16 protein-coding genes are annotated in these 19,797 nt (G+C 60.7%); 1 reads left to right on the plus strand and 15 read right to left on the minus strand.

Annotation, left to right across the window (positions count from 1 at the left end; all coding sequences use genetic code 11):
- Window positions 1–26 precede the first annotated feature (26 nt).
- The 14 genes from DLM_RS16725 to mutY form a co-directional block, all read right to left on the minus strand.
- Window positions 27–1,283: a D-amino acid dehydrogenase gene (locus tag DLM_RS16725; protein WP_089085863.1), complete on the minus strand. Its 1,257-nt coding sequence runs from the start codon at window positions 1,281–1,283 to the stop codon at window positions 27–29.
- 110 nt (window positions 1,284–1,393) lie between these two features.
- On the minus strand, window positions 1,394–2,257 hold the full coding sequence (locus DLM_RS16730; protein WP_089085864.1) for a CheR family methyltransferase: 864 nt from the start codon (window positions 2,255–2,257) through the stop codon (window positions 1,394–1,396).
- A 75-nt stretch (window positions 2,258–2,332) separates the two neighbouring features.
- On the minus strand, window positions 2,333–2,683 hold the full coding sequence (gene erpA / locus DLM_RS16735; protein WP_089085865.1) for an iron-sulfur cluster insertion protein ErpA: 351 nt from the start codon (window positions 2,681–2,683) through the stop codon (window positions 2,333–2,335).
- A 95-nt stretch (window positions 2,684–2,778) separates the two neighbouring features.
- Window positions 2,779–3,822 carry an N-acetyl-gamma-glutamyl-phosphate reductase gene (gene argC, locus DLM_RS16740; protein ID WP_089085866.1) on the minus strand — a complete coding sequence of 348 codons (1,044 nt, stop codon included), beginning with the start codon at window positions 3,820–3,822 and terminating at the stop codon, window positions 2,779–2,781.
- Between the two features lie 102 nt (window positions 3,823–3,924).
- Complete coding sequence (locus DLM_RS16745) at window positions 3,925–5,805, minus strand: methyl-accepting chemotaxis protein (protein ID WP_145985874.1); 1,881 nt, start codon at window positions 5,803–5,805, stop codon at window positions 3,925–3,927.
- A 330-nt stretch (window positions 5,806–6,135) separates the two neighbouring features.
- On the minus strand, window positions 6,136–6,528 hold the full coding sequence (rpsI, locus tag DLM_RS16750) for a 30S ribosomal protein S9 (RefSeq protein ID WP_089085867.1): 393 nt from the start codon (window positions 6,526–6,528) through the stop codon (window positions 6,136–6,138).
- A gap of 10 nt (window positions 6,529–6,538) precedes the next feature.
- On the minus strand, window positions 6,539–6,973 hold the full coding sequence (gene rplM, locus DLM_RS16755; RefSeq protein ID WP_045846621.1) for a 50S ribosomal protein L13: 435 nt from the start codon (window positions 6,971–6,973) through the stop codon (window positions 6,539–6,541).
- 537 nt (window positions 6,974–7,510) lie between these two features.
- Window positions 7,511–8,221 (minus strand): purine-nucleoside phosphorylase, encoded by a 711-nt coding sequence (gene deoD / locus DLM_RS16760; RefSeq protein WP_089085868.1) that lies wholly within the window; start codon window positions 8,219–8,221, stop codon window positions 7,511–7,513.
- A gap of 24 nt (window positions 8,222–8,245) precedes the next feature.
- Window positions 8,246–9,460, minus strand: a complete 1,215-nt coding sequence (locus DLM_RS16765) for a phosphopentomutase (protein ID WP_089085869.1) — start codon at window positions 9,458–9,460, stop codon at window positions 8,246–8,248.
- Window positions 9,457–10,800 carry a thymidine phosphorylase gene (deoA, locus tag DLM_RS16770; RefSeq protein WP_089085870.1) on the minus strand — a complete coding sequence of 448 codons (1,344 nt, stop codon included), beginning with the start codon at window positions 10,798–10,800 and terminating at the stop codon, window positions 9,457–9,459. The genes DLM_RS16765 and deoA overlap by 4 nt, the downstream gene beginning before the upstream one ends.
- A 98-nt stretch (window positions 10,801–10,898) precedes the next feature.
- Window positions 10,899–11,666: a deoxyribose-phosphate aldolase gene (gene deoC / locus DLM_RS16775; RefSeq protein ID WP_089085871.1), complete on the minus strand. Its 768-nt coding sequence runs from the start codon at window positions 11,664–11,666 to the stop codon at window positions 10,899–10,901.
- A gap of 127 nt (window positions 11,667–11,793) precedes the next feature.
- On the minus strand, window positions 11,794–12,243 hold the full coding sequence (locus DLM_RS16780) for an NUDIX hydrolase (RefSeq protein WP_089085872.1): 450 nt from the start codon (window positions 12,241–12,243) through the stop codon (window positions 11,794–11,796).
- A gap of 9 nt (window positions 12,244–12,252) precedes the next feature.
- Entirely contained in the window at window positions 12,253–14,457 is a 2,205-nt protein-coding gene (locus DLM_RS16785) for a RelA/SpoT family protein (RefSeq protein WP_089085873.1), read from the minus strand.
- Between the two features lie 55 nt (window positions 14,458–14,512).
- Window positions 14,513–15,589: an A/G-specific adenine glycosylase gene (mutY, locus tag DLM_RS16790; RefSeq protein WP_231959880.1), complete on the minus strand. Its 1,077-nt coding sequence runs from the start codon at window positions 15,587–15,589 to the stop codon at window positions 14,513–14,515.
- Between the two features lie 1,861 nt (window positions 15,590–17,450).
- On the opposite strand from mutY, the gene DLM_RS16795 reads away from it, so the two are divergent.
- Window positions 17,451–18,599, plus strand: a complete 1,149-nt coding sequence (locus tag DLM_RS16795) for a THUMP domain-containing class I SAM-dependent RNA methyltransferase (RefSeq protein ID WP_231960265.1) — start codon at window positions 17,451–17,453, stop codon at window positions 18,597–18,599.
- A gap of 99 nt (window positions 18,600–18,698) precedes the next feature.
- Here the strand turns inward: DLM_RS16795 and DLM_RS16800 are convergent, their stop codons facing one another.
- On the minus strand, window positions 18,699–19,655 hold the full coding sequence (locus DLM_RS16800) for a DMT family transporter (protein ID WP_089085874.1): 957 nt from the start codon (window positions 19,653–19,655) through the stop codon (window positions 18,699–18,701).
- Window positions 19,656–19,797 lie beyond the last annotated feature (142 nt).

The following is a 19,797-nucleotide window of genomic DNA, read 5'->3' on the forward strand; positions in this document are numbered from 1 at the left end:
GCTGCCGTGCTAGCCGCTGCGCCGGATCAAACACCCTGAAAGGCAAAATCAATCGGCGGAGCGCGGCCGCTGATGATTTCCGCCAGCGCCCTGCCGCTGCCCGCGCCTTCCGTCCAGCCCAGCGTGCCGTGACCGGTATTGAAGTAAAGATTGGGATACGGGCTGCGGCCAATCAGCGGCACATTGCCGGGCGTGGCCGGACGCAAGCCGCTCCAGAACTCGGCGGCATCCCAGTCGGCCACCTCCGGCATCAAGGCCTGGCCACGCTTGATCAAGGACTGACAGCGCACCGCATTCAGGCTGCTGGAGTAACCAGCCAGCTCCGCTGTACCGGCAATGCGCAGCCGCGAGCCCAGACGCGAGATAACCACCTTGTAGGCTTCATCGGTAATGCTGGCCAGCGGGGCCGTGGCCGGGTCGCGCAAGGGCAAGGTGGCGGAATAGCCCTTCCACGGATAGATGGGCAGGCGCAGCCCCAACGGTGCCGCCAGCAAGGGCGAATAACTGCCCAGCGCCAGCACGTAGGCGTCGGCTGTCACGCGGCGGTAATTGCCTTCCGGCAGATTGACCGACACGCCGCTGATGCGACCATTGTCAGTTTCCAGCGCATTGATGCGGGTATTGAAACGGAACTCCACCCCGGCACGCGCCGCATGCTCAGCCATGGCGCAGGTATACAGGTGGACATCGCCGGATTCGTCCGACGGGCAGTAGCTGGCACCGGCCAGCGTGGGAGCAATGCCGGCCAGTGCCGGCTCGATGCGTGCCAGTTCTTCCCGGCTGATGATGTGCTTGTCCATGCCCAGCTCGCGCATTTGCGCGGCCACATGGGCGGCCTCGTCCAACTGGCGCTGGGTATGAAACAAGGACACAATGCCACGGGTCTGCTGCTGGTAATCCAGATTGAGTTCGGCGCGCAGCAGCTGCAGGGTATCGCGGCTGTAGCGGCCCAGCGCCAGCATCTGGCGCATATTGCGTTCGGCACGGCTGGCGCGGCATTCCAGCAGGAACTGCCAGCACCAGCGCCACTGGGCCGGGTCCAGCCGCAGGCGGAACAATAGCGGGGCATCGTCGCGCAGCAGCCATTGCAGGATTTGCCAGGGGGCGGCCGGGTTGGCCCAGGGCTCGGACTGGCTGACGGAAATTTGCCCGCCATTGGCGAAACTGGTTTCGCGCGCCGGCCCGCTGGCGCGGTCCAGCACCACTACCTCATGCCCTGCACGGGCCAGAAACCAGGCGGTGGACACCCCCACCACGCCTGATCCCAGCACAGCTACCTTCATGTTGACTCCAGCAGACGTGACAACGGGCAAGTCATGCTTGCCCGTCCGGCTCAGCCGATTGAGACCCCGGATACTACGCCGCAGCGCAGCAGGGCTCAATGGGGGAAACGCTACTTTTTCGGCGCGTGCTGATACACCGTCTTGCCACGCAGCTGGAAGTAGTCCGAGGCAAAATAGAAGTTTTCCGAGTGGCCGACAAACAACAAGCCATCGGGCTTGAGCAGCGGGGCGAATTTTTTCAGCACGGCAAACTGGGTGTCACGGTCGAAATAAATCATCACGTTGCGGCAGAAAATGGCATCGAACTGCTTGCGCAGCGCCCAGTTGTTTTCGATCAGGTTCAGCCGCTGGAAGGTGATCATATTGCGTAACACCGCCTTGGCCTGATAATTGCCATCCGGCAATTTGTCGAAATACTTGTGCGCATGGCCGGGCGGCAGGCGGGCAATCTTGTCTTCCGGATAAATGCCCTTGCGGCCGGTTTCCAGCACGCTGGTATCCAGATCGGTGGCGATGATGCTGATGGCCGGCTTGCTGCCATGTGGAAAGGCTTCCAGCGCGGTAATGGCCAGCGAGTAAGGCTCCTCACCGGTGGAGGATGCTGCGCACCAGATGGACAGCTCACTGGCACCTGCCGCCGCCCTTTGCTTCAGGTGATCCGCCAGAATCGGGAAATGATGTTCCTCGCGGAAAAAGAAGGTGAGGTTGGTGGTGAGTGCATTCACAAACTGCTCGAACTCACGCTTGCCGGCTACCGACTCCAGATAATCCACATAGGCGGCAAAGGTGGCCAGCTTCAGCTCGCGGATGCGTCTGACCAGGCGGCCGTACACCATGTCCTTCTTGGACGGGTTCAGCGAGATACCGGCCTCCTTATAGATCAGCTTACGGATGCGCTCGAAGTCGGCATCACTGAAACTGAATTCGCGATTGAATTCAACCTTGGGCAATACCAGTGGTGGCAGTTTATTCATCTTGTTTCCCCCGATACAAAAAAACCCGGACTGAGTCCGGGTTTTCATTCTACTCCTGTTTGTCGCCCCGCCGGTTTACACCGAGAAGGAAGAACCACAACCGCAGGTGGTGGTGGCATTCGGGTTGCGAATGACAAACTGGGAGCCTTCCAGGCTTTCCTGATAGTCGATCTCGGCACCCACCAGATACTGGTAGCTCATCGGGTCAACCAGGAAAGTCACGCCGTCTCTCTCTATAGCGGTATCGTCCTCATTGGCGATTTCGTCAAATGTAAAACCGTACTGGAAGCCGGAGCAGCCACCGCCAGTCACGAACACGCGCAGTTTCAGATCAGGATTGCCCTCTTCCGCGATCAGGTCCAGCACCTTGTTGCAGGCGCTGTCGGTAAAGTTGATCGGGGACAGCATTTCGGTAGTCTCGGACATGGTTCACCTCGCAAATCGATTTCGGCCTCGCAGCCATTCACCTACTATTTTAGTCGGATATCAGGGCGAATGGCCAATATTCAATCATCCCTGCATCAAGGCAGCAGCGGAACGATGTCCAGACCGGCGTTTTCCGGCTGGCCGAACATCAGGTTCATGGTCTGCACGGCCTGACCGGATGCGCCTTTCACCAGATTGTCTTCCACCACTAGGATGATCAGCAGATCGCCGTTGCCCGGACGATGCACGGCGATGCGCACGGTGTTGGAACCACGCACGCTGCGGGTTTCCGGGTGGCTGCCAGCCGGCAGCACATCGACAAAATGCTCACCGGCATAGCGCTGTTCAAACAGGCTCTGGAAGTCGGTGTCCAGCGCCTCCGGCTTGATGCGGGCGTAGATGGTGGAATGGATGCCGCGAATCATCGGCGTCAGGTGCGGCACAAAGGTCAGCTTGACCGGGCCGCCATGAATGGCCGACAAGCCCTGCTCGATTTCCGGCGAATGACGATGACCCTTCACGGCATAGGCCTTGAAGTTGTCACCGGCTTCGGCCAGCAGCGCGCCGACCTCGGCCTTGCGACCGGCACCGGACACGCCGGACTTGCAGTCGGCAATCAGCGTCTGGGTGTCGATCAGCTGTTTGCCGCCTTCCAACAGCGGCAGCAGACCCAGTTGTACCGAAGTGGGATAGCAACCGGCCATGCCCACCAGACGCGCTGCGCGGATGGCATCGCGGTTCACCTCCGGCAAGCCGTATACCGCTTCGGCCAGCAGGTCGGTGCAGCTATGCTCCATCGCATACCATTGCTGGAACACTGCCGGGTCTTTCAGGCGGAAATCCGCCGCCAGGTCGATGACCTTGACGCCGGCAGCCAGCAGTTCACGCGCCTGCGCCATGGCCACGCCGTGCGGGGTGGCAAAAAACACCACGTCGCACTGCTCCAGCGGGGTTTCATCCGGGGTGGAGAAGGCCACATCCACGCGACCGCGCAGGCTGGGGAACATCTCGGCCACTTTCATGCCTGCTTCCTTGCGCGAGGTAACGGCCACCACCTCGGCACCGGGATGCCCGGCCAGAAGACGCAACAGTTCGACACCGGTATAACCGGTACCGCCGACGATGCCCACCTTGATCATGCTGTACTTCCTTGTGTAAATAAACGTCGCAAAAGTGACAGTCTAAGGACTAGGTCGGCGTGATGCAACCGCGATCTGGCCTGCGTCACACAGGCCGGAGGCTTACAGGCGGAACTGGGCCACCATGGTTTGCAGATCGGTCGACAAGCGGTGCAGTTCGGCAACAGTTTGCGTTGCTGCCTGCACCGCCTGGTCGGTCTCGATAGTGGCACGGTTGGCCTGTTCGGAGGCGCGGGCCATTTCATTGGTTGCCACCGACTGTTCGCGGGTTGAATCGGCAATGTCATGAATCGCCCCCACCACCTGCGCGATGCGTCCCTGGATGCCTGACATGTCCTGCGCTACGCTGCGCGAGGCTTCCACACCACTGGCCACCGAGCGCTGCGTGCCAGCCATATCATCCAGCGCAGTGTTGATATCGCCATGGGTAGCATCAATCAGTTGGCCAATTTCCACCGTGGCCTTGGCAGTGCGCTCGGCCAGCTTGCGTACTTCATCCGCCACCACGGCAAAACCACGGCCAGCCTCACCGGCCCGGGCCGCTTCGATGGCGGCATTCAGTGCCAGCAGATTGGTTTGGTCGGCAATGTCGCGGATCACGCCGATAATGGTGTTCATTTGCCCCGAACGTTCACCCAAGGCATTGAGCGCGCCGCCCAGATGTCCTACTTCGCGGGCGATATTGGCAATATCGTCAGCCAGCCGGCCAACCGCCTGTGCCGAATGGGCTGAAGTTGTTCCGGTTTCACTGGCAGCTTGCTCGGCCATCGTTGCATTGTCGGCAATATGATTGATGCTGACGGTGATCTGCTCGATAGTAGCCGCGGCAGCACTGGATACTTCGGACTGGCGCTGGGACTGGCTGGCCACGGTATCAGTAACCTGTTTCAGGCTATCTAGCTCGCTATTGAGCGCAATGGCATGCTCGCGCACATCGATGAACATGCGGCGCAAACTGGCGACAAAACGATTGAACGCCGCCGCGGTCTGGCCGATTTCGTCCTGATGCTCCACCTGCAACTGGTGTGTCAGGTCGGCATGGCCGCTGGAAATCTCCAGCAAGGCATCACGCAAGCGCACCAGGCCACGCAGCAGACGGGTAAGTGCCAATTGCGCCAGCAGAATGGCCACAATGCTACACACAAGGCCAGCCAGCACCAGTGTAATCAACAAACCCTGCAGCGGTGCCAGAATGGAGGCTTTGTCCACCACGCAACCTAGCACCCAGTCTGAACCGGGCACCGGTATCAGTTGTACGAAAACGGGGCGGCCAGCAATTTCCAGCTCCGCCAACTGGCTGTGTTCATCCGCTTGCTGCAGCAAGCCCGCATCCAGGCCCGGCATCACCTCGGCCACCGGTTTGAGTGTACTGTCGGCGGCCGGGTGCGCCACGATCTTGCCACTGCGGGTGGCCAGAAAAGCATAGCCGTCGCCGCGCAGCTTGATGCCCTGCACCAGACCGATAATGCCCTCCAGCGAGATATCCCCGCCCACCACCCCCTGCAACTGCTGATTACGCAGCAAGGGATAAGCCACGGTCACGCCCAGCTTCTTGGTACTGGCAAACACATAGGGCTCGGTTACAACGGCATTGCCGGCACTGGCCGCCTGCTTATACCAGGGACGCGAGCTTGGATCGTAGCCATCCGGCGCATGTTTTTCCGCCAGATGATAAACCATGCGCTTGTCGGCATAACCGACAAATAGCTGGTCAAACCGGCCTGCCGTTTTGCCCTCCTGCAACTGGGGCAGAATATCGCCATTACTCACCAGTGCAGTTGCTGTTGACTCCACCGCATCCTTGCGCTGGGCCAGCCAGTTGCCCAGTGCGCTGCGATTGCCCAGCACGGCGGCATCCAGCTCGTGCCGGACGCCTTCGATGATTTCCGTGCGCATGCGCTGATAGGACAAAACCGCCAGCACAGTAACGACCACCACCAGCAAAACGGCAACAAAAGCCAGCAAACGTTGCTTCAAAGACATCGGAATTTCCTGTTGATCAGCATATGGCCAGGCGTTTGCACGCTATGGCCAGGCCACCGGTAACGGTTGGCCGGTAACACAAAAGGAGGCCACCATACACCGTGCGCGCACAGGGGTAAACCCGTTAAACCTTCCTGCATTTTCTTTGTAAACTAATTAATTAAAATGACAGCTTAAAGACATTTCTATGAATAGGGTAATACCCATCAGGGGCACAGCACAGGACAACGCCGCGAAGCGGATGACTGGCGGAGGCTCGGCGGGTATGAAAGCAGCAGGAATAGAAAAAGCCGCCCGGAGGCGGCTTTTGCATAAACAGGAATCCGGCGCTTAACGCTTGGAGAACTGCTTGGCGCGGCGAGCTTTGCGCAGGCCGACTTTTTTACGTTCAACTTCACGTGCATCGCGGGTTACGTAGCCTGCAGCGGACAGAGCCGGCTTCAGAACTGCGTCGAAGTCGATCAGAGCGCGGGTGATACCGTGACGGATAGCACCTGCCTGGCCAGTTTCACCACCACCAACAACATTAACCTTAATGTCGAAGGATTCGAGGTTTTCGGTCAGAACCAGCGGCTGGCGGATAACCATGCGACCGGTTTCGCGGGAGAAGTATTCGTCAACCGGCTTGCCGTTAACGATGATCTGACCGCTACCCTTTTGCATGAACACGCGAGCTACGGAGCTCTTGCGACGGCCGGTGCCGTAGTAGTATTTACCGTTCATTCTCTATGCCTTAAAAACGAAATTCCAGCACTTTGGGCTGCTGGGCAGTGTGCGGATGTTCGGTACCAGCGTACACCTTGAGCTTCTTGATCATGGCGTAGCCCAGCGGACCCTTCGGCAGCATGCCTTTTACGGCTTTTTCCAGAACGCGCTCCGGGAACTGGTTTTGCAGTTCGGTGAAGTTGCGTTCGTAGATACCACCCGGGTAGCCGGAGTGACGGTAGTACTTCTTGTCCAGCGCTTTGGTACCAGTAACACGCAGTTTGTCAACGTTGACTACGACAATGTAGTCACCGGTATCAACGTGCGGAGTGTATTCCGGCTTGTGCTTGCCACGCAGGCGGTGAGCGATTTCGGCGGCGAGGCGACCCAGCACCTTGTCTTCGGCGTCGACCACGAACCACTCGCGCTTAACCTCATGCGGCTTGGCAGAAAAGGTCTTCATGGAACTCTTCCATCGTAATTCTTGAAAGTTACGGATTCTAATGCAGCGCCCTTCCCACTGTCAAACCATTGTGTAACAAAGCAAATGACAACAGTGAAACGGGGCTGGAATGCGGTCTTTTTTGCCACAACAGGGCAAAAAACGCCGGACGGAGGAATGTGTGGCTTGCTTAGACAAAAACGCAGCCCGCGACAGTGCAAAAAAAAAGCGCAATCCATGTTGATTGCGCCAAGTTCCACCTAAAAGAAGGAGGATGGAGGAGACAACACCAAAACGCACACATTGCATGCCACGTCCTGATGCAGGTTTCATTATCAGTACCGACCCAGGGTTTGGCAAGTATTTTTTGTGCACTGCACTAAAAAACTCACCCCAGATACAACACTGCGGCAACACATTGATAATCAATGAATTTTACAATGCAAACCTGCTTTCCAAAGCAGGCAGCAGGCAGAAAAGTTGCTTTCCGCTGCGCTTGGCAGCCGGAATCGGCAGCAAAACGCCCTTACGGTTCCGCAGTGCAGCATGCGGGTTTGCTTACAGCTTGCAGGCGGTTTCCAGCGCCAGTTCCATCATGTCGTGAAAAGTGGTTTGCCGCTCCTGCGCGCTGGCGGCCTCGCCGGTGGGGATGATGTCCGATACGGTCAGAATGCCCAGCGCCCGTGCTCCGTACTGCGCAGCCACACTGTAGATGCCGGCCAGTTCCATTTCGATCACCTGCACATTCATCCGCTCCAGCACCTCCAGCATGGTGGGTTCCACGCCATAGAACAGGTCGGCGGAAAACACATTTCCCACCGAGACGGTGCGCCCCAGTTGGGCTGCGGTGTCCATTGCCGTGCGCAGCAAGGTGTAATCGGCAATGGCGGCAAAATCATGATTGTTAAAGCGCATGCGGTTGACCTTGCTGTCGGTGCAGGCCCCCATGGCGATATACAGCTCACGCAACTGGGTTTTGGCGGTAACGGCACCGCAGGAACCGACGCGGATGATGTTTTTTACCCCGTAGTGCTGGATCAGCTCGGTGGTGTAGATGCTGGCGGACGGAATGCCCATGCCGTGTGCCATCACTGAGAGCCGTTTGCCTTTGTAGCTGCCGGTGTAACCCAGCATATTGCGCACGCTGGTCACCTCCTTGGCATCATCCAGAAAGGTTTCGGCAATCATTCTGGCGCGCAGCGGATCGCCGGGCATCAGCACGGTTTCGGCAAAATCGCCCTTGTGGGCATTGATGTGCGGGGTAGCCATTGTGCTTCTCCTTGTGTGGCGTGCTCAGTTCAGAAAGGAAGACCCGTAATCCATCGCAGGCAGGCCCAGATGGCTGGCCACGCTCTGGCCGATGTCGGCAAAGGTGGCGCGCGCGCCAATCGAGCCGGCAGGCACGGCATGGCCATAACACAGCACCGGAATATGCTCACGCGTATGATCGGTGCCGGGCCAGGTGGGGTCACAGCCATGGTCGGCCGACAGGATCAGGATATCGTCCGGCTGCAAGGCGGCCATCACCTCCGGCAGGCGCTGGTCAAACGTTTCCAGCGCCCTGGCATAGCCGGCAATATCACGCCGATGGCCGTAGCTGGAATCGAAATCGACGAAGTTGGCCATGATGATGGCGCGCTGTTGCGTGTTGCGCATGGCCGCCAGCGTGGCATCCCAGATCTGGTCGAAACCGGTGGCCTTGTGCTGTTCGGTAATGCCGACATGGGCGTAGATATCGGCAATCTTGCCGATGGACACCACCTGTCCGCCGGCGTCGGCCAGCTTTTGCAGCACGGTGGCGGCGGGCGGCGGCAACGCCAGGTCCTTGCGGTTGCCGGTGCGCACAAAGCCGCCCTTGCCTTCACCCAGAAACGGCCGGGCAATCACCCGACCGATATTGTAGGGCTCCAGCGCATCGCGGGTGATCTGGCATAGCTGGTACAGGCGCTCCAAGCCGAAGGTTTCCTCATGGCAGGCAATCTGGAATACCGAATCGGCCGAGGTATAGAAAATGGGCTTGCCGGTGCGCATGTGCTCTTCACCCAGCCGGTCGAGAATTTCCGTACCCGACGCATGGCAATTGCCCAGGAAGCCTGGCAAACCGGCCTTGCTGACAATCTCATCCAGCAAGGCAGGCGGAAAACTGTTGTCCTTATCGGTGAAATAACCCCAGTCAAACAACACTGGCACACCAGCGATTTCCCAATGGCCGGAAGGCGTATCCTTGCCGCTGGACAGCTCGCGGGCATAGCCGTAGGCGGCGATGGGGGCGGCCTGGTCCATGCCTTCCGGAAAATAGCCGGACGACAACTGACAGGCATGGCCCAGGCCCATGCGGGACAGATTGGGCAGTTGCAAGCGGCCGCTGCGCCCCTTGTCGGCACGGCCGGCAGCGGCTTCCATGGCGATATGGCCCAGGGTGTTGCTGCCTGCATCGCCGAACAATGGCGCATCGGCAGCCGCCCCGATGCCCAGCGAATCCAGTATCAGAATGATGGCGCGTTTCATTGCGATGGCTCCTGTTCCGACTGGCGGATGGTCTGATACACCAGCGGCAGTGCTGCGGGCGCTTGCGGCGCGAGTTGAATGGCCTCGCGCACCCGGCGTTCGGCTTCGTCGGCACTGGCGGCGTCGGCGGCATGGATGAACAGCAAGGGGGTATCCGGCATCAGTTCGGCACCCAGTTCGGCAAAGCCGCTCAGTCCGACACGGTAGTCCAGCTGGTCGCTGGCCTGACGACGACCACCGCCCAAGGCGCACACGGCCATGCCCAGTGCGCGGGTATCCATGGCGCTGACAAAGCCGCCATGCTCAGCATAGACCGCGCGCACCACAGGTGCTGCTGCCAGATGGCGTTCCGGCTGTTCCATCAGGTCGGCCGGGCCGCCCAGCGCCGATACCATGCGACCGAAGATTTCGGCGGCGCGGCCGGAGTCCAGTGCGCTCTGTAGCCGCTGCCCGGCATCCACCATATCCTTGGCCAGGCCGCTGGCCAGCAGCATTTCACTGCACAAGGCCATGGTGACGGCATGCAGGCGCGGGTTGGCGGCCTCGCCACGCAGGTAGCGCACGGCTTCCAGAGTTTCCAGACTATTGCCGGCCGTGCTGGCCAGCGGCTGGCTCATGTCGGTGATCAGCGCGCGGGTACGCACCCCGGCGCCATTACCGACATGGACAATGCGTTCCGCCAGCGCAATGGACTGCGCCATGGTGGGCATGAAGGCTCCGCTGCCGGCCTTCACGTCCATCACCAGCACATCCAGCCCGGCAGCCAGTTTCTTGGACAGAATGGACGCGGTGATCAGGGCGATGGATTCCACCGTGGCGGTGATGTCACGCGTGGCGTAAAAGCGCCGGTCAGCCGGGGCCAGATCGCTGGTCTGGCCGATGATGGCCACGCCGACTTCGCGCACCACCTGACGCAGGCGTTCCGGCGTGGGAAACGGGTTGTAGCCTGGGATGGCCGACAGCTTGTCCAGCGTGCCGCCGGTATGCCCCAGACCGCGGCCGGAAATCATCGGCACAAAGCCGCCACAGGCGGCAATCAGCGGCCCCAGCATCAGCGACACCACATCGCCCACCCCGCCGGTGGAGTGCTTGTCCAGCACGGGGCCGGGCAGGTGCAGATCGTCCCAGCGCAGACAGCGCCCCGAGTCACGCATGGCCATGGCCAGCTCCACGTTCTCGGTCAGTTCCATGCCCTGGAAATACACCGCCATGGCCAGGGCGGCAATCTGGCTGTCGGCCACACTGTCATCGGTAATGCCAGCCACGAACTGGCGGATTTCCGCGGCGGATAGCGTCTGACCATCGCGCTTCTTGCGGATCACTTCCTGAGGTAAAAACATGGGTTTCTCCTGCTGGGCTGGCAAGGCTGGCAGCCCTCCTGATAGACCAGGCCGAAGACGGGCTTCGGCCTGCATGCGCTAGTGCAGCGAGCAGCCGCTCAGTAAGCGCCACCGGCGGTGGCCGCCCCACCGCTGATTTCTGCCTGCAGATTGGCCAGCAGGCTGGAGGCACCAAAGCGGAAATGTTCCGGGCTCACCCAGTGCTCGCCCAGCAGGTGTTCGGCCAGGTCGATGTATTCGGCTGCTTCAGCCGCCGTGCGCACGCCCCCCGCGGCCTTGAAGCCGCACTGCGCCCCGGTGGAGCGGATGGCGGCCAGCATGATGCCGGCGGCATCCAGCGTGGCATTCACCGCCACCTTGCCGGTGGAGGTCTTGATAAAGTCGGCCCCGGCCTCGATTGCGATCAGGCTGGCCTGGCGGATCAGTGCCGCTTCTTTCAGCTCGCCGCTTTCGATGATGACCTTGAGCAGCTTGTCGCCGCAGGCTTCCTTGCAGGCCGCCACTAGCTCGGCGCCGACTTCGGCATTGCCTGCCAGCAAGGCCCGGTACGGCAACACCACATCCACCTCGTCAGCACCGTCTGCGATGGCCGCTGCGGTTTCGGCGACGGCCAGCGCGATGTCATCGCCACCAGCCGGGAAGTTGCTGACCGTGGCCACCTTGACCTGCGCGAGGCCCAACTGATCCAGCGTGCGGCGCGCCAGTGCGACAAAGCGGGGGTAGACGCAGACTGCCGCCACCGTGCCGGCGCTGCTGCTGGCTTGCTGGCACAGTGCGACGATCTTGGCATCAGTATCGTCATCGTTCAGAGAGGTAAGGTCCATCATGGACAGGGCGCGACGCGCGGCAGTAATGAGTTCTGACATGGCATTCCGGCTTGATGTGGTGCTGTGGCGCAAGCCATGATCCGGCGCGCGACCCGCAGCTAAGATAAGGAGCTGATTATGGAAATATCTTCAACTGAAAGCAATCGGCAACAGGCCACCACTGCCATCAGCGACCCAGGACTGCTGATGCCCTTGCCGCTGCGGGGGACTGCAGGTAGTCCTGCAAGCGTTGCTGCAGATAGGGTACAGCAGCAGGCTGGGCCAGATAGTCTGCCGCACTCATCCAGTCCCAGCACTGACCTTCCTCGCCAAAACGGATAGCTTGTGCCTGCTTGGCATTCAGTTGGCCCACCATGAAAAAGCTGAGCCTGCCGGGCTGGTGCCAGCTAGGATAGCTGCGCTGCCAGATGATTTGCGCTGGCTGCAGCAAGATGCCGAACTCTTCCCGCGTTTCGCGTTGCAGGCAGGCAAACGGGCTTTCCTGCCCTTCGCGTCCGCCGCCGGGAAAATCCCAGCAGGCGGCAAAAGGCAGCCCGGCTTTGTCATCGCGCAGATACACCAGCAGGCGGTCCTGATAAAACAGCGCCGCCTTGGCACCGCAAAACGCTTCGCTCATGACCAGTGCTTACACCCGGCGCGCATCGGTGACGCCAGGCAGTTCCATCATGCGCGCCAGCACGCGGCTGATGTCCTGCACCTGGCGCACTTCCACGGTGAAGCGCATCTTGGCGCGCATATCGCGCGACAGGGTGTGGACGGCAATCAGGTTGAGCTTTTCGCGGGACAGCACGTCGGAAATATCGCGCAGCAGACCACCACGGTCCAGCGACACCACTTCGATATCAATCGGGAAAACGCTGCTTTTCTGATCGCCCCAGCCAGCGGCAATCAGGCGCTCCGGCACATCGGCTGACAGGCGCTTGAGGGTGAGGCAATTGGTACGGTGAATGGAAATGCCACGCCCCTTGGTGACGAAGCCGACCACGGCATCCGGCGGTGCCGGCTTGCAGCACTTGGCCAGTACCGTCATCAGGTTGTCCACCCCTTCGATCAGGATGCCACCCGCGTCATGACCGCCCTTGCTGGCGCGGATGATGCTTTCCGGTTCCACATCCGCCGGCGGGGGCGGAGCAAAGCTGGCAAGGGCATTGGCGACCGAACGGGTGCTCAGTTCGCCATGCCCCATGGCGCCGTATACCTCTTCCAGCTTGGCGTAACCCAGCTTTTCCGCCAGCAGGGTGAGATTGGGTTGCTGATGCGGGTGGCGGGCCAGCTCGCGCTCAAACAATTGCTTGCCGGTTTCGCGCACCGTGTCCGCATTCTGCATGCGGATGTACTGGCGGATCTTGGAGATGGCGCGGTGACTTTTCACCCAGCCATCGTGCAGCCAGTTGACCGAAGGCCCGCCTTCCTTGGCGGTCAGCACTTCCACCCGCTGGCCGTTTTGCAGCGGCGTGGACAGGGGCACGATCTGCCCTTCCACCTTGGCACCCCGGCAGCGGTTGCCCAGGCCGGTGTGAATGGCATAGGCAAAGTCGATGGGGGTGGCGCCATGCGGCAGCGCCAGCACCCGGCCTTGCGGCGTCAGCACGTAGATGGTGTCGGAGAACAACTCGGTCTTGAAGGCTTCGGCCAGGCCTTCGCGGTCGGACATTTCCTCGCGCCAGTCCAGCAGTTGGCGCAGCCAGGAAATCTTTTCCTCGTACTGTGCATCGCCCTTGCCGCCTTCCTTGTAGCGCCAGTGCGCGGCCACGCCGAATTCGGCATGTTCGTGCATTTCGAAAGTGCGGATCTGCACCTCCAGCGCCTTGTCCTCCGGGCCGATCACCGCGGTGTGCAGGCTGCGGTAATTATTGGCCTTGGGGTGGGAAATGTAGTCGTCGAACTCGCCCGGAATCGGCTGCCACATGCCGTGGATGATGCCCAGCGCGGTGTAGCAGTCCGGCAGTTTTTCCACCAGGATGCGCACGGCGCGGATGTCGTACAGCTCGGTAAAGTCGAGCTTTTTCTTTTTCATCTTCTTCCAGATGGAGAAGATGTGCTTGGGCCGCCCGGCAACTTCGGCCTTGACCCCGGCGGCCTTGAGTTCGGAGCGCAGGGTATCCAGCACCCGGTCGATATAGTCGATGCGCTCCAGCCGGCGCTCGTCCAGCAGCCTGGCAATTTTCTTGTAGCTGTCCGGTTCGGTGTGGCGGAAGCCCAGGTCCTCCAGCTCCCACTTGATCTGCCACACACCCAGGCGGTTGGCCAGCGGGGCAAACAGGTCCAGCGTTTCGGTGGCGATGGCGCGCCGCACCGCTTCGTCATGCACATGGGGCAGGTAATGCATGGTCTGGGTACGCCAGGCCAGCTTGATCAGCACCACGCGGATATCCGCCACCATGGCCAGCAGCATCTTGCGCATGGTTTCCGCCTGGCGGGCGCGCTCTTCCGGGGTTTCCAGCTTGTCGATGCGCGCCAGCTCGGTAATGCGGCGCACCCCGCCCACCCCATCCACCAGCACGGTGACGGTCTGACCGAAATTCTCGGTCATCCATCCTTGCCAGTCGGGCTTGTGATCCGGCACGGCAAACAGCAGGGTGGCGACAATGGCGTCAGTCAGCAGGTTAAGGTCGGCCACAATGGCCGCGGCAGAAACCGCATGGCTGAACAGGTCCTCGCCGGTGCTCACCAGCCCCTTGCCGCGATACAGCTCGCGCGCGGCATCGAAGGCGCGTGCCAGCAAGCTGGCTTCGGCCTCGGGCAGGGTTGCAGACATCTGTTCCAGCCACCGTTTCGGGTCGGCTGCATCGGCCAGGGTATCGGCCATCGAACGCACTACGGAAACCATATTTCACACCTGGGCAGCCACGCTGCGCAAAAAATGAAAACCGACAGACCGTCACTCAGGCAGACAAACGCTGCAGCAGGCGCTTCACGGGGGCCGGCAAACCGGCATCCAGTGCCTGGGACACGGGCAGCCACTGCCCGGCGGTCTCTTGCACCCGGTTGGCATGCAGCGTATCCAGCCGCACCGGCACCGGGGTAATGATCAAGCGAAAATGGGTAAACACATGTTCCAGCTCCGGCCAGGAGGGCAGCACATCGCCACGGCCCTGCGCGGCCAGCCAACTTTCCACCGCCGCGCTATCAGCCAATTCCGGCAAGGATAACAAGCCGCCCCAGATGCCGGTGGGCGGCCTGCGCTCCAGCCACACCTTATCGCCATGCTGCGCCAGCAACATGACGGTGTGACGGGTGGGCACGGCCTTCTTGGGGCGCGGCGTGGGCAGCACATGGGTCAGCCCCTGACGGGCCGCCACGCAGCCATCCACCATCGGACACACCGTGCAGGCCGGCTTGCGACCACACACGGTAGCTCCCAGATCCATCAGGCCCTGGGTGTAGGCAGTCATCTGCGCAGCGTCAGCCGGCAGCAAGGATTCTGCCAGCGTCCACAGCCGGTTTTCCACTGCCTTCTCACCCGGAAAACCGCTGATGCCGAAGCAGCGCGTCAACACGCGTTTGACATTGCCATCCAGAATGGTTTCGCGCCGGCCAAAAGCGAAGGCGGCAATTGCGGCGGCGGTAGAGCGCCCGACACCGGGCAGACGCTGAATATCCTCGCGCAGATCAGGAAAGCGACCGCCAAACTCATCCATCACCATGCGCGCCGCCTTGTGCAGATTGCGCGCCCGGCTGTAATAGCCAAGGCCGCTCCACAAGGCCAGCACCTCATCGGCAGACGCTGCCGCCAGGCTGGCCACGTCAGGAAAATGCTGCAAGAAGCGGGCGTAATAGCCCAGCACCGCAGTCACCTGCGTTTGCTGCAACATGATCTCGGACAGCCATACCCGGTACGGGTCACTCACCTGCCAGGGCAGATCGTGCCGGCCGTGCTGTTCCTGCCAGGCCACCAGACGGGTGGCAAATGAATCCTGCAACATGGCAAAGCCGCGCCAAAACAAAAGGGAACCGGACATGCTACCTGAAAGACGGAGCAGCACCAAGCAGTGCGCCTGCAAATAAGGTAAAATGGAAGATTGCTTAAAGCTTGCTTATCTGAAGGATGTACCCATGGCCACTTTCCGTTCACGCCAGCGCGCCAATCTGCGCCGCGATGTCAGCAGCAGCGACACCTCCTCCGCTCAGCCTGCCGCTGGTAGTGCCGCCGCACCCGCCGATGGCACGGCCAAGGGACCCATCATCCAGAAAAAGGCCCCGTCTGCCGATGGCCCGCGCGATCCTTACTCCTCGCGCCGTCCGGCAGCAGGCCAGCCGCCACGCCAGGGTGAACAGCGCCGCTTTGATGCGCGTGACGGCGAACGCAAGCCGTTCAACCGTGACGATCGTGAACGCAAGCCCTACCCGCCACGTGATGGCGAGCCGCGCCGTTTCGATGCGCGTGACGGCGAACGCAAGCCATTCAACCGTGACGACCGCGAGCGCAAACCGTTCAACCGTGACGACCGCGAACGCAAGCCCTATCCGCCACGTGATGGCGAGCCGCGCCGTTTCGATGCACGTGACGGCGAACGCAAACCGTTCAACCGCGACGACCGCGAGCGCAAGCCTTACCCGCCGCGTGATGGCGAGCCGCGCCGTTTCGATGCCCGTGATGGCGAGCGCAAACCGTTCAACCGTGACGATCGTGAACGCAAGCCCTACCCGCCACGCGAAGGCGAGCCGCGCCGTTTCGAGCCGCGTGATGGCGAGCGCAAACCGTTCAACCGTGACGACCGCGAACGCAAGCCCTATCCGCCACGCGACGGCGAGCCGCGCCGTTTCGATGCCCGTGACGGCGAACGCAAACCGTTCAACCGCGACGACCGCGAGCGCAAGCCCTATCCGCCACGCGAACGCGATGCCTCGGCACCGCGCAGCCTGCATCCGGCCGACAACCGTGGCGATCTGCATGAATCGCGCCGCCCGGATGGCGAGCGCAGCTATCAGCGTGACCGCGGCCCGTCCGGCCGCAAACCGCTGAACAGCCAGCCGGATCGCCAGATCGAGCACAAACCTCATGTGCCGCGTCATGTGGAACGCGACACTCCGGCCGCCACGCCGACCATTCCGGCAGCCGAGCAAGGCCCGCGCAAGCTGTTTGCCAAGCCGGCCGAGCGTCGTGAAGACAGCGCACCGCGTGACAACCGCTTCCGCCGTGACGAGCAGCCGCGTGAGCAGTCGCCGCGCCGCTTCGAGCGCAATGATGCCGCCCGTCACTACGATCCGGAAATCCTGCCGGCACCGGCTGCCGAACGGGAAAACCGCTTCCGCCGCGACGAACCGGCGCAGGAAAACGCACCGCGCAAGCTGTTCTCCAAACCAGCCGAACGCCGGGAAGACAGCGCGCCACGTGATAACCGCTTCCGCCGTGACGAGCAGCCACGGGAAGAGGCCCCGCGCCGCGTGGAACGCAATGATGCGGCCAGCTATTACGACCCGGAAATCCTGCCTGCACCGGCTGCCGAACGGGAAAACCGCTTCCGCCGCGACGAACCCGCGCAGGAAAACGCACCACGCAAGCTGTTCTCCAAACCGGCAGATCGCCGGGAAGACAGCGCACCGCGTGAGCGCATCCAGCGCGAGGAGAGCCCGCGTCGCGATGCCCGTCATGAACGCAGTTGGGAACCGCGCGAGCGCGGCAACTCCCCGGCCAGCCTCAAGCCCTTCGACAACAAACACCGCATGGAGCGCGACCCGCGCCAGCACGATAGCCGCCAGGCCAGAAGTGCGGACAAACCGGCATGGAACGACAAGCTGGCCGCGCAAGCGGTGTATGCGCTGACCGGCCTGCGCGACAAGCAACTGGCCTTGTTCGCTCCCTGCCCGCGCGGCCTGGAAATGACGCTGGTGGCCGAACTGAACGCACTGGGTGCCAACGATGTCAGCAAGGTGGACGGCGGGGTAGCCTTCCGTGGCGACGCCGACATCATGATGAAGGCCAACCTGCACAGCCGCACTGCCAGCCGCGTGCTGCTGAAGCTGGCCGAAGGCGCTTACCAGCAGGAAAGCGACATCTACCAGTTGGCGATGCAGATCGACTGGCCGCGCTGGTTCGATGTATCGCGCAGCATCAAGGTAAAAACCGATGCCATCGGCGCACAGCTGCGCAGCCTGGATTTTGTGTCGCTCAAGGTAAAGGACGCCGTGTGCGACCGCTTCCGTCAGGCCAATGCCGGTCGTCCCAATGTGGACACCCGCACACCGGACATGCGCATCCACACCTTCCTCACCCGCGACCATGCCACCATTTATCTGGATACCAGCGGCGAACCGCTGTTCAAGCGCGGCTGGCGTGAAGAAACCGGGGAAGCCCCGCTGCGGGAAAACCTGGCGGCCGGCATTCTGCTGATTGCCGGTTACGATGGCAGCCAGCCCTTGCTGGACCCGATGTGCGGCAGCGGCACCTTCCTGGTGGAAGCGGCCGACATCGCACTCAAACGCGCGCCGGGTCGCAACCGCCGCTTTGGTTTCCAGCGCCTGCGCGAATTTGACGCCCTGTCCTGGGAAGCGCTGCTGAGCGAAGCCCGCGCTGCCGAACTGCCGGTGCGCAATCTGGCCATCAAGGGCAGCGATCGCGCCCGCAACATGCTGCCGGTGGCCCGTGCCAACCTGCAACGCGCAGGCCTGGCCGATGCCATCGAGCTGCAGGCACAAGACGTGCTGCAAGCACGGCCGTTTGCCGATAGCGGCTTCATTGTCACCAACCCGCCTTATGGCGTGCGCATGGACGAGCAGGACGCGCTGGCCGAGCTGTACCCGCAGTTGGGTGACTGGCTGAAGGCCCACTTTGCCGGCTGGACTGCCCACTTCTTTACCGGCGACTTGCGCCTGTCCGACCTGATCCACCTGTCGGTCAAGCGCCGCACCCCGCTGTTCAACGGCTCCCTGCCCTGCCGCCTGTTTGCCATCCCCATGGTGGCCGGCAGCGCCCGCCGCGAGAAACCGGCGGCAGATGATGCCAACGCGGATGACAGCATTGCCGAATAAGACGCATTAGCCACAATGGACAAGGCCCGGCATTGCCGGGCCTTGTCCATCTTCATCTTCGTTTACACCACAACAGGCTAGCCGTCTTGCCGTCATGCATTACACCTCCAGGGCGGCCCTCTCTGCGCACCACTGGACAAGATAGCCACCCGACACAATAAGGCAGATAGCAAGCAACTCGAATGAGTGGGGCATGCGCGCATCCAGCATATAACCGTAGGCAAGCGCAAAAATGGTCTCAAGACACAGCACTCGCCCTGCCACGATGCTGGAAATATGGCGTGACGCCACATTCCACAACCACATTGCCACATAAGAAACAAAGACACCCAAGAACACCACGCCAAGCATGAAGGCAACTAAGCTGTCGGCAGAATAAGCTGTGAACACCGACATATCATGGCCGACGAATACATAGGCAAAGAGCCCAAGCAGGAGGCTTTGCAATAAGGCGCAAACGCCCAACAAACCCGCCCAGCGCAATGAAGAAATACCGATATTCGACTTAAGAAAGCGGGCATTAGCAATGCAATAGATTGTAAGCAACAACAAAGCCAGCAATGAAAAAACAATGCCGTGAACATGATCAGCATTAAGCGCCAGGCCTGATGCATCATTCACATTCAAAAGATTAATCAATACAATCCCAAAAATAATCAAACCAATACCTGGCAGCAAGCCAAGCACTGACTTGCCCTTGTCTTGACATGCACCAAACAGGATAACAGAAACAGGCAACAAGCCAATAATCAGCGCTGGATAGACAAAACCACTATATTTGACACCCAAGGTCAAGAAAAGATAATAACCCACATTACCACAAAATGAGATTACATTTGCCACCATGAAAATAGGCAATGAAATTCTGGCATTACCCAAGCCGAACAACAGCAAAACAGCAATTGAAGTAACACCATATACCAAATAACGAAAAATGGTGATCAACTCCGAAGGAAAGTCATGCAAGACATACGGAACAATAAAGGCCGCACCCCACAAAGCATTCGCACCAACTCCTAGTGCCACATAGAAATTTGCATGCACATCACGGGCCATGGCACCAAACTCCTGTAATGAAATAGTTGAGCACGTATTTCAAAATTAACGAGAATGCAATTTTGAAAAATGATAATCAACAACCCATTTCAACCACTCCAACAACCACTTAATTGCAATAGCATTTTTCCCAAAAACTAAC

It is taken from the genome of Aquitalea magnusonii (assembly GCF_002217795.2).
GTDB classification, from domain to species: domain Bacteria; phylum Pseudomonadota; class Gammaproteobacteria; order Burkholderiales; family Chromobacteriaceae; genus Aquitalea; species Aquitalea magnusonii_B.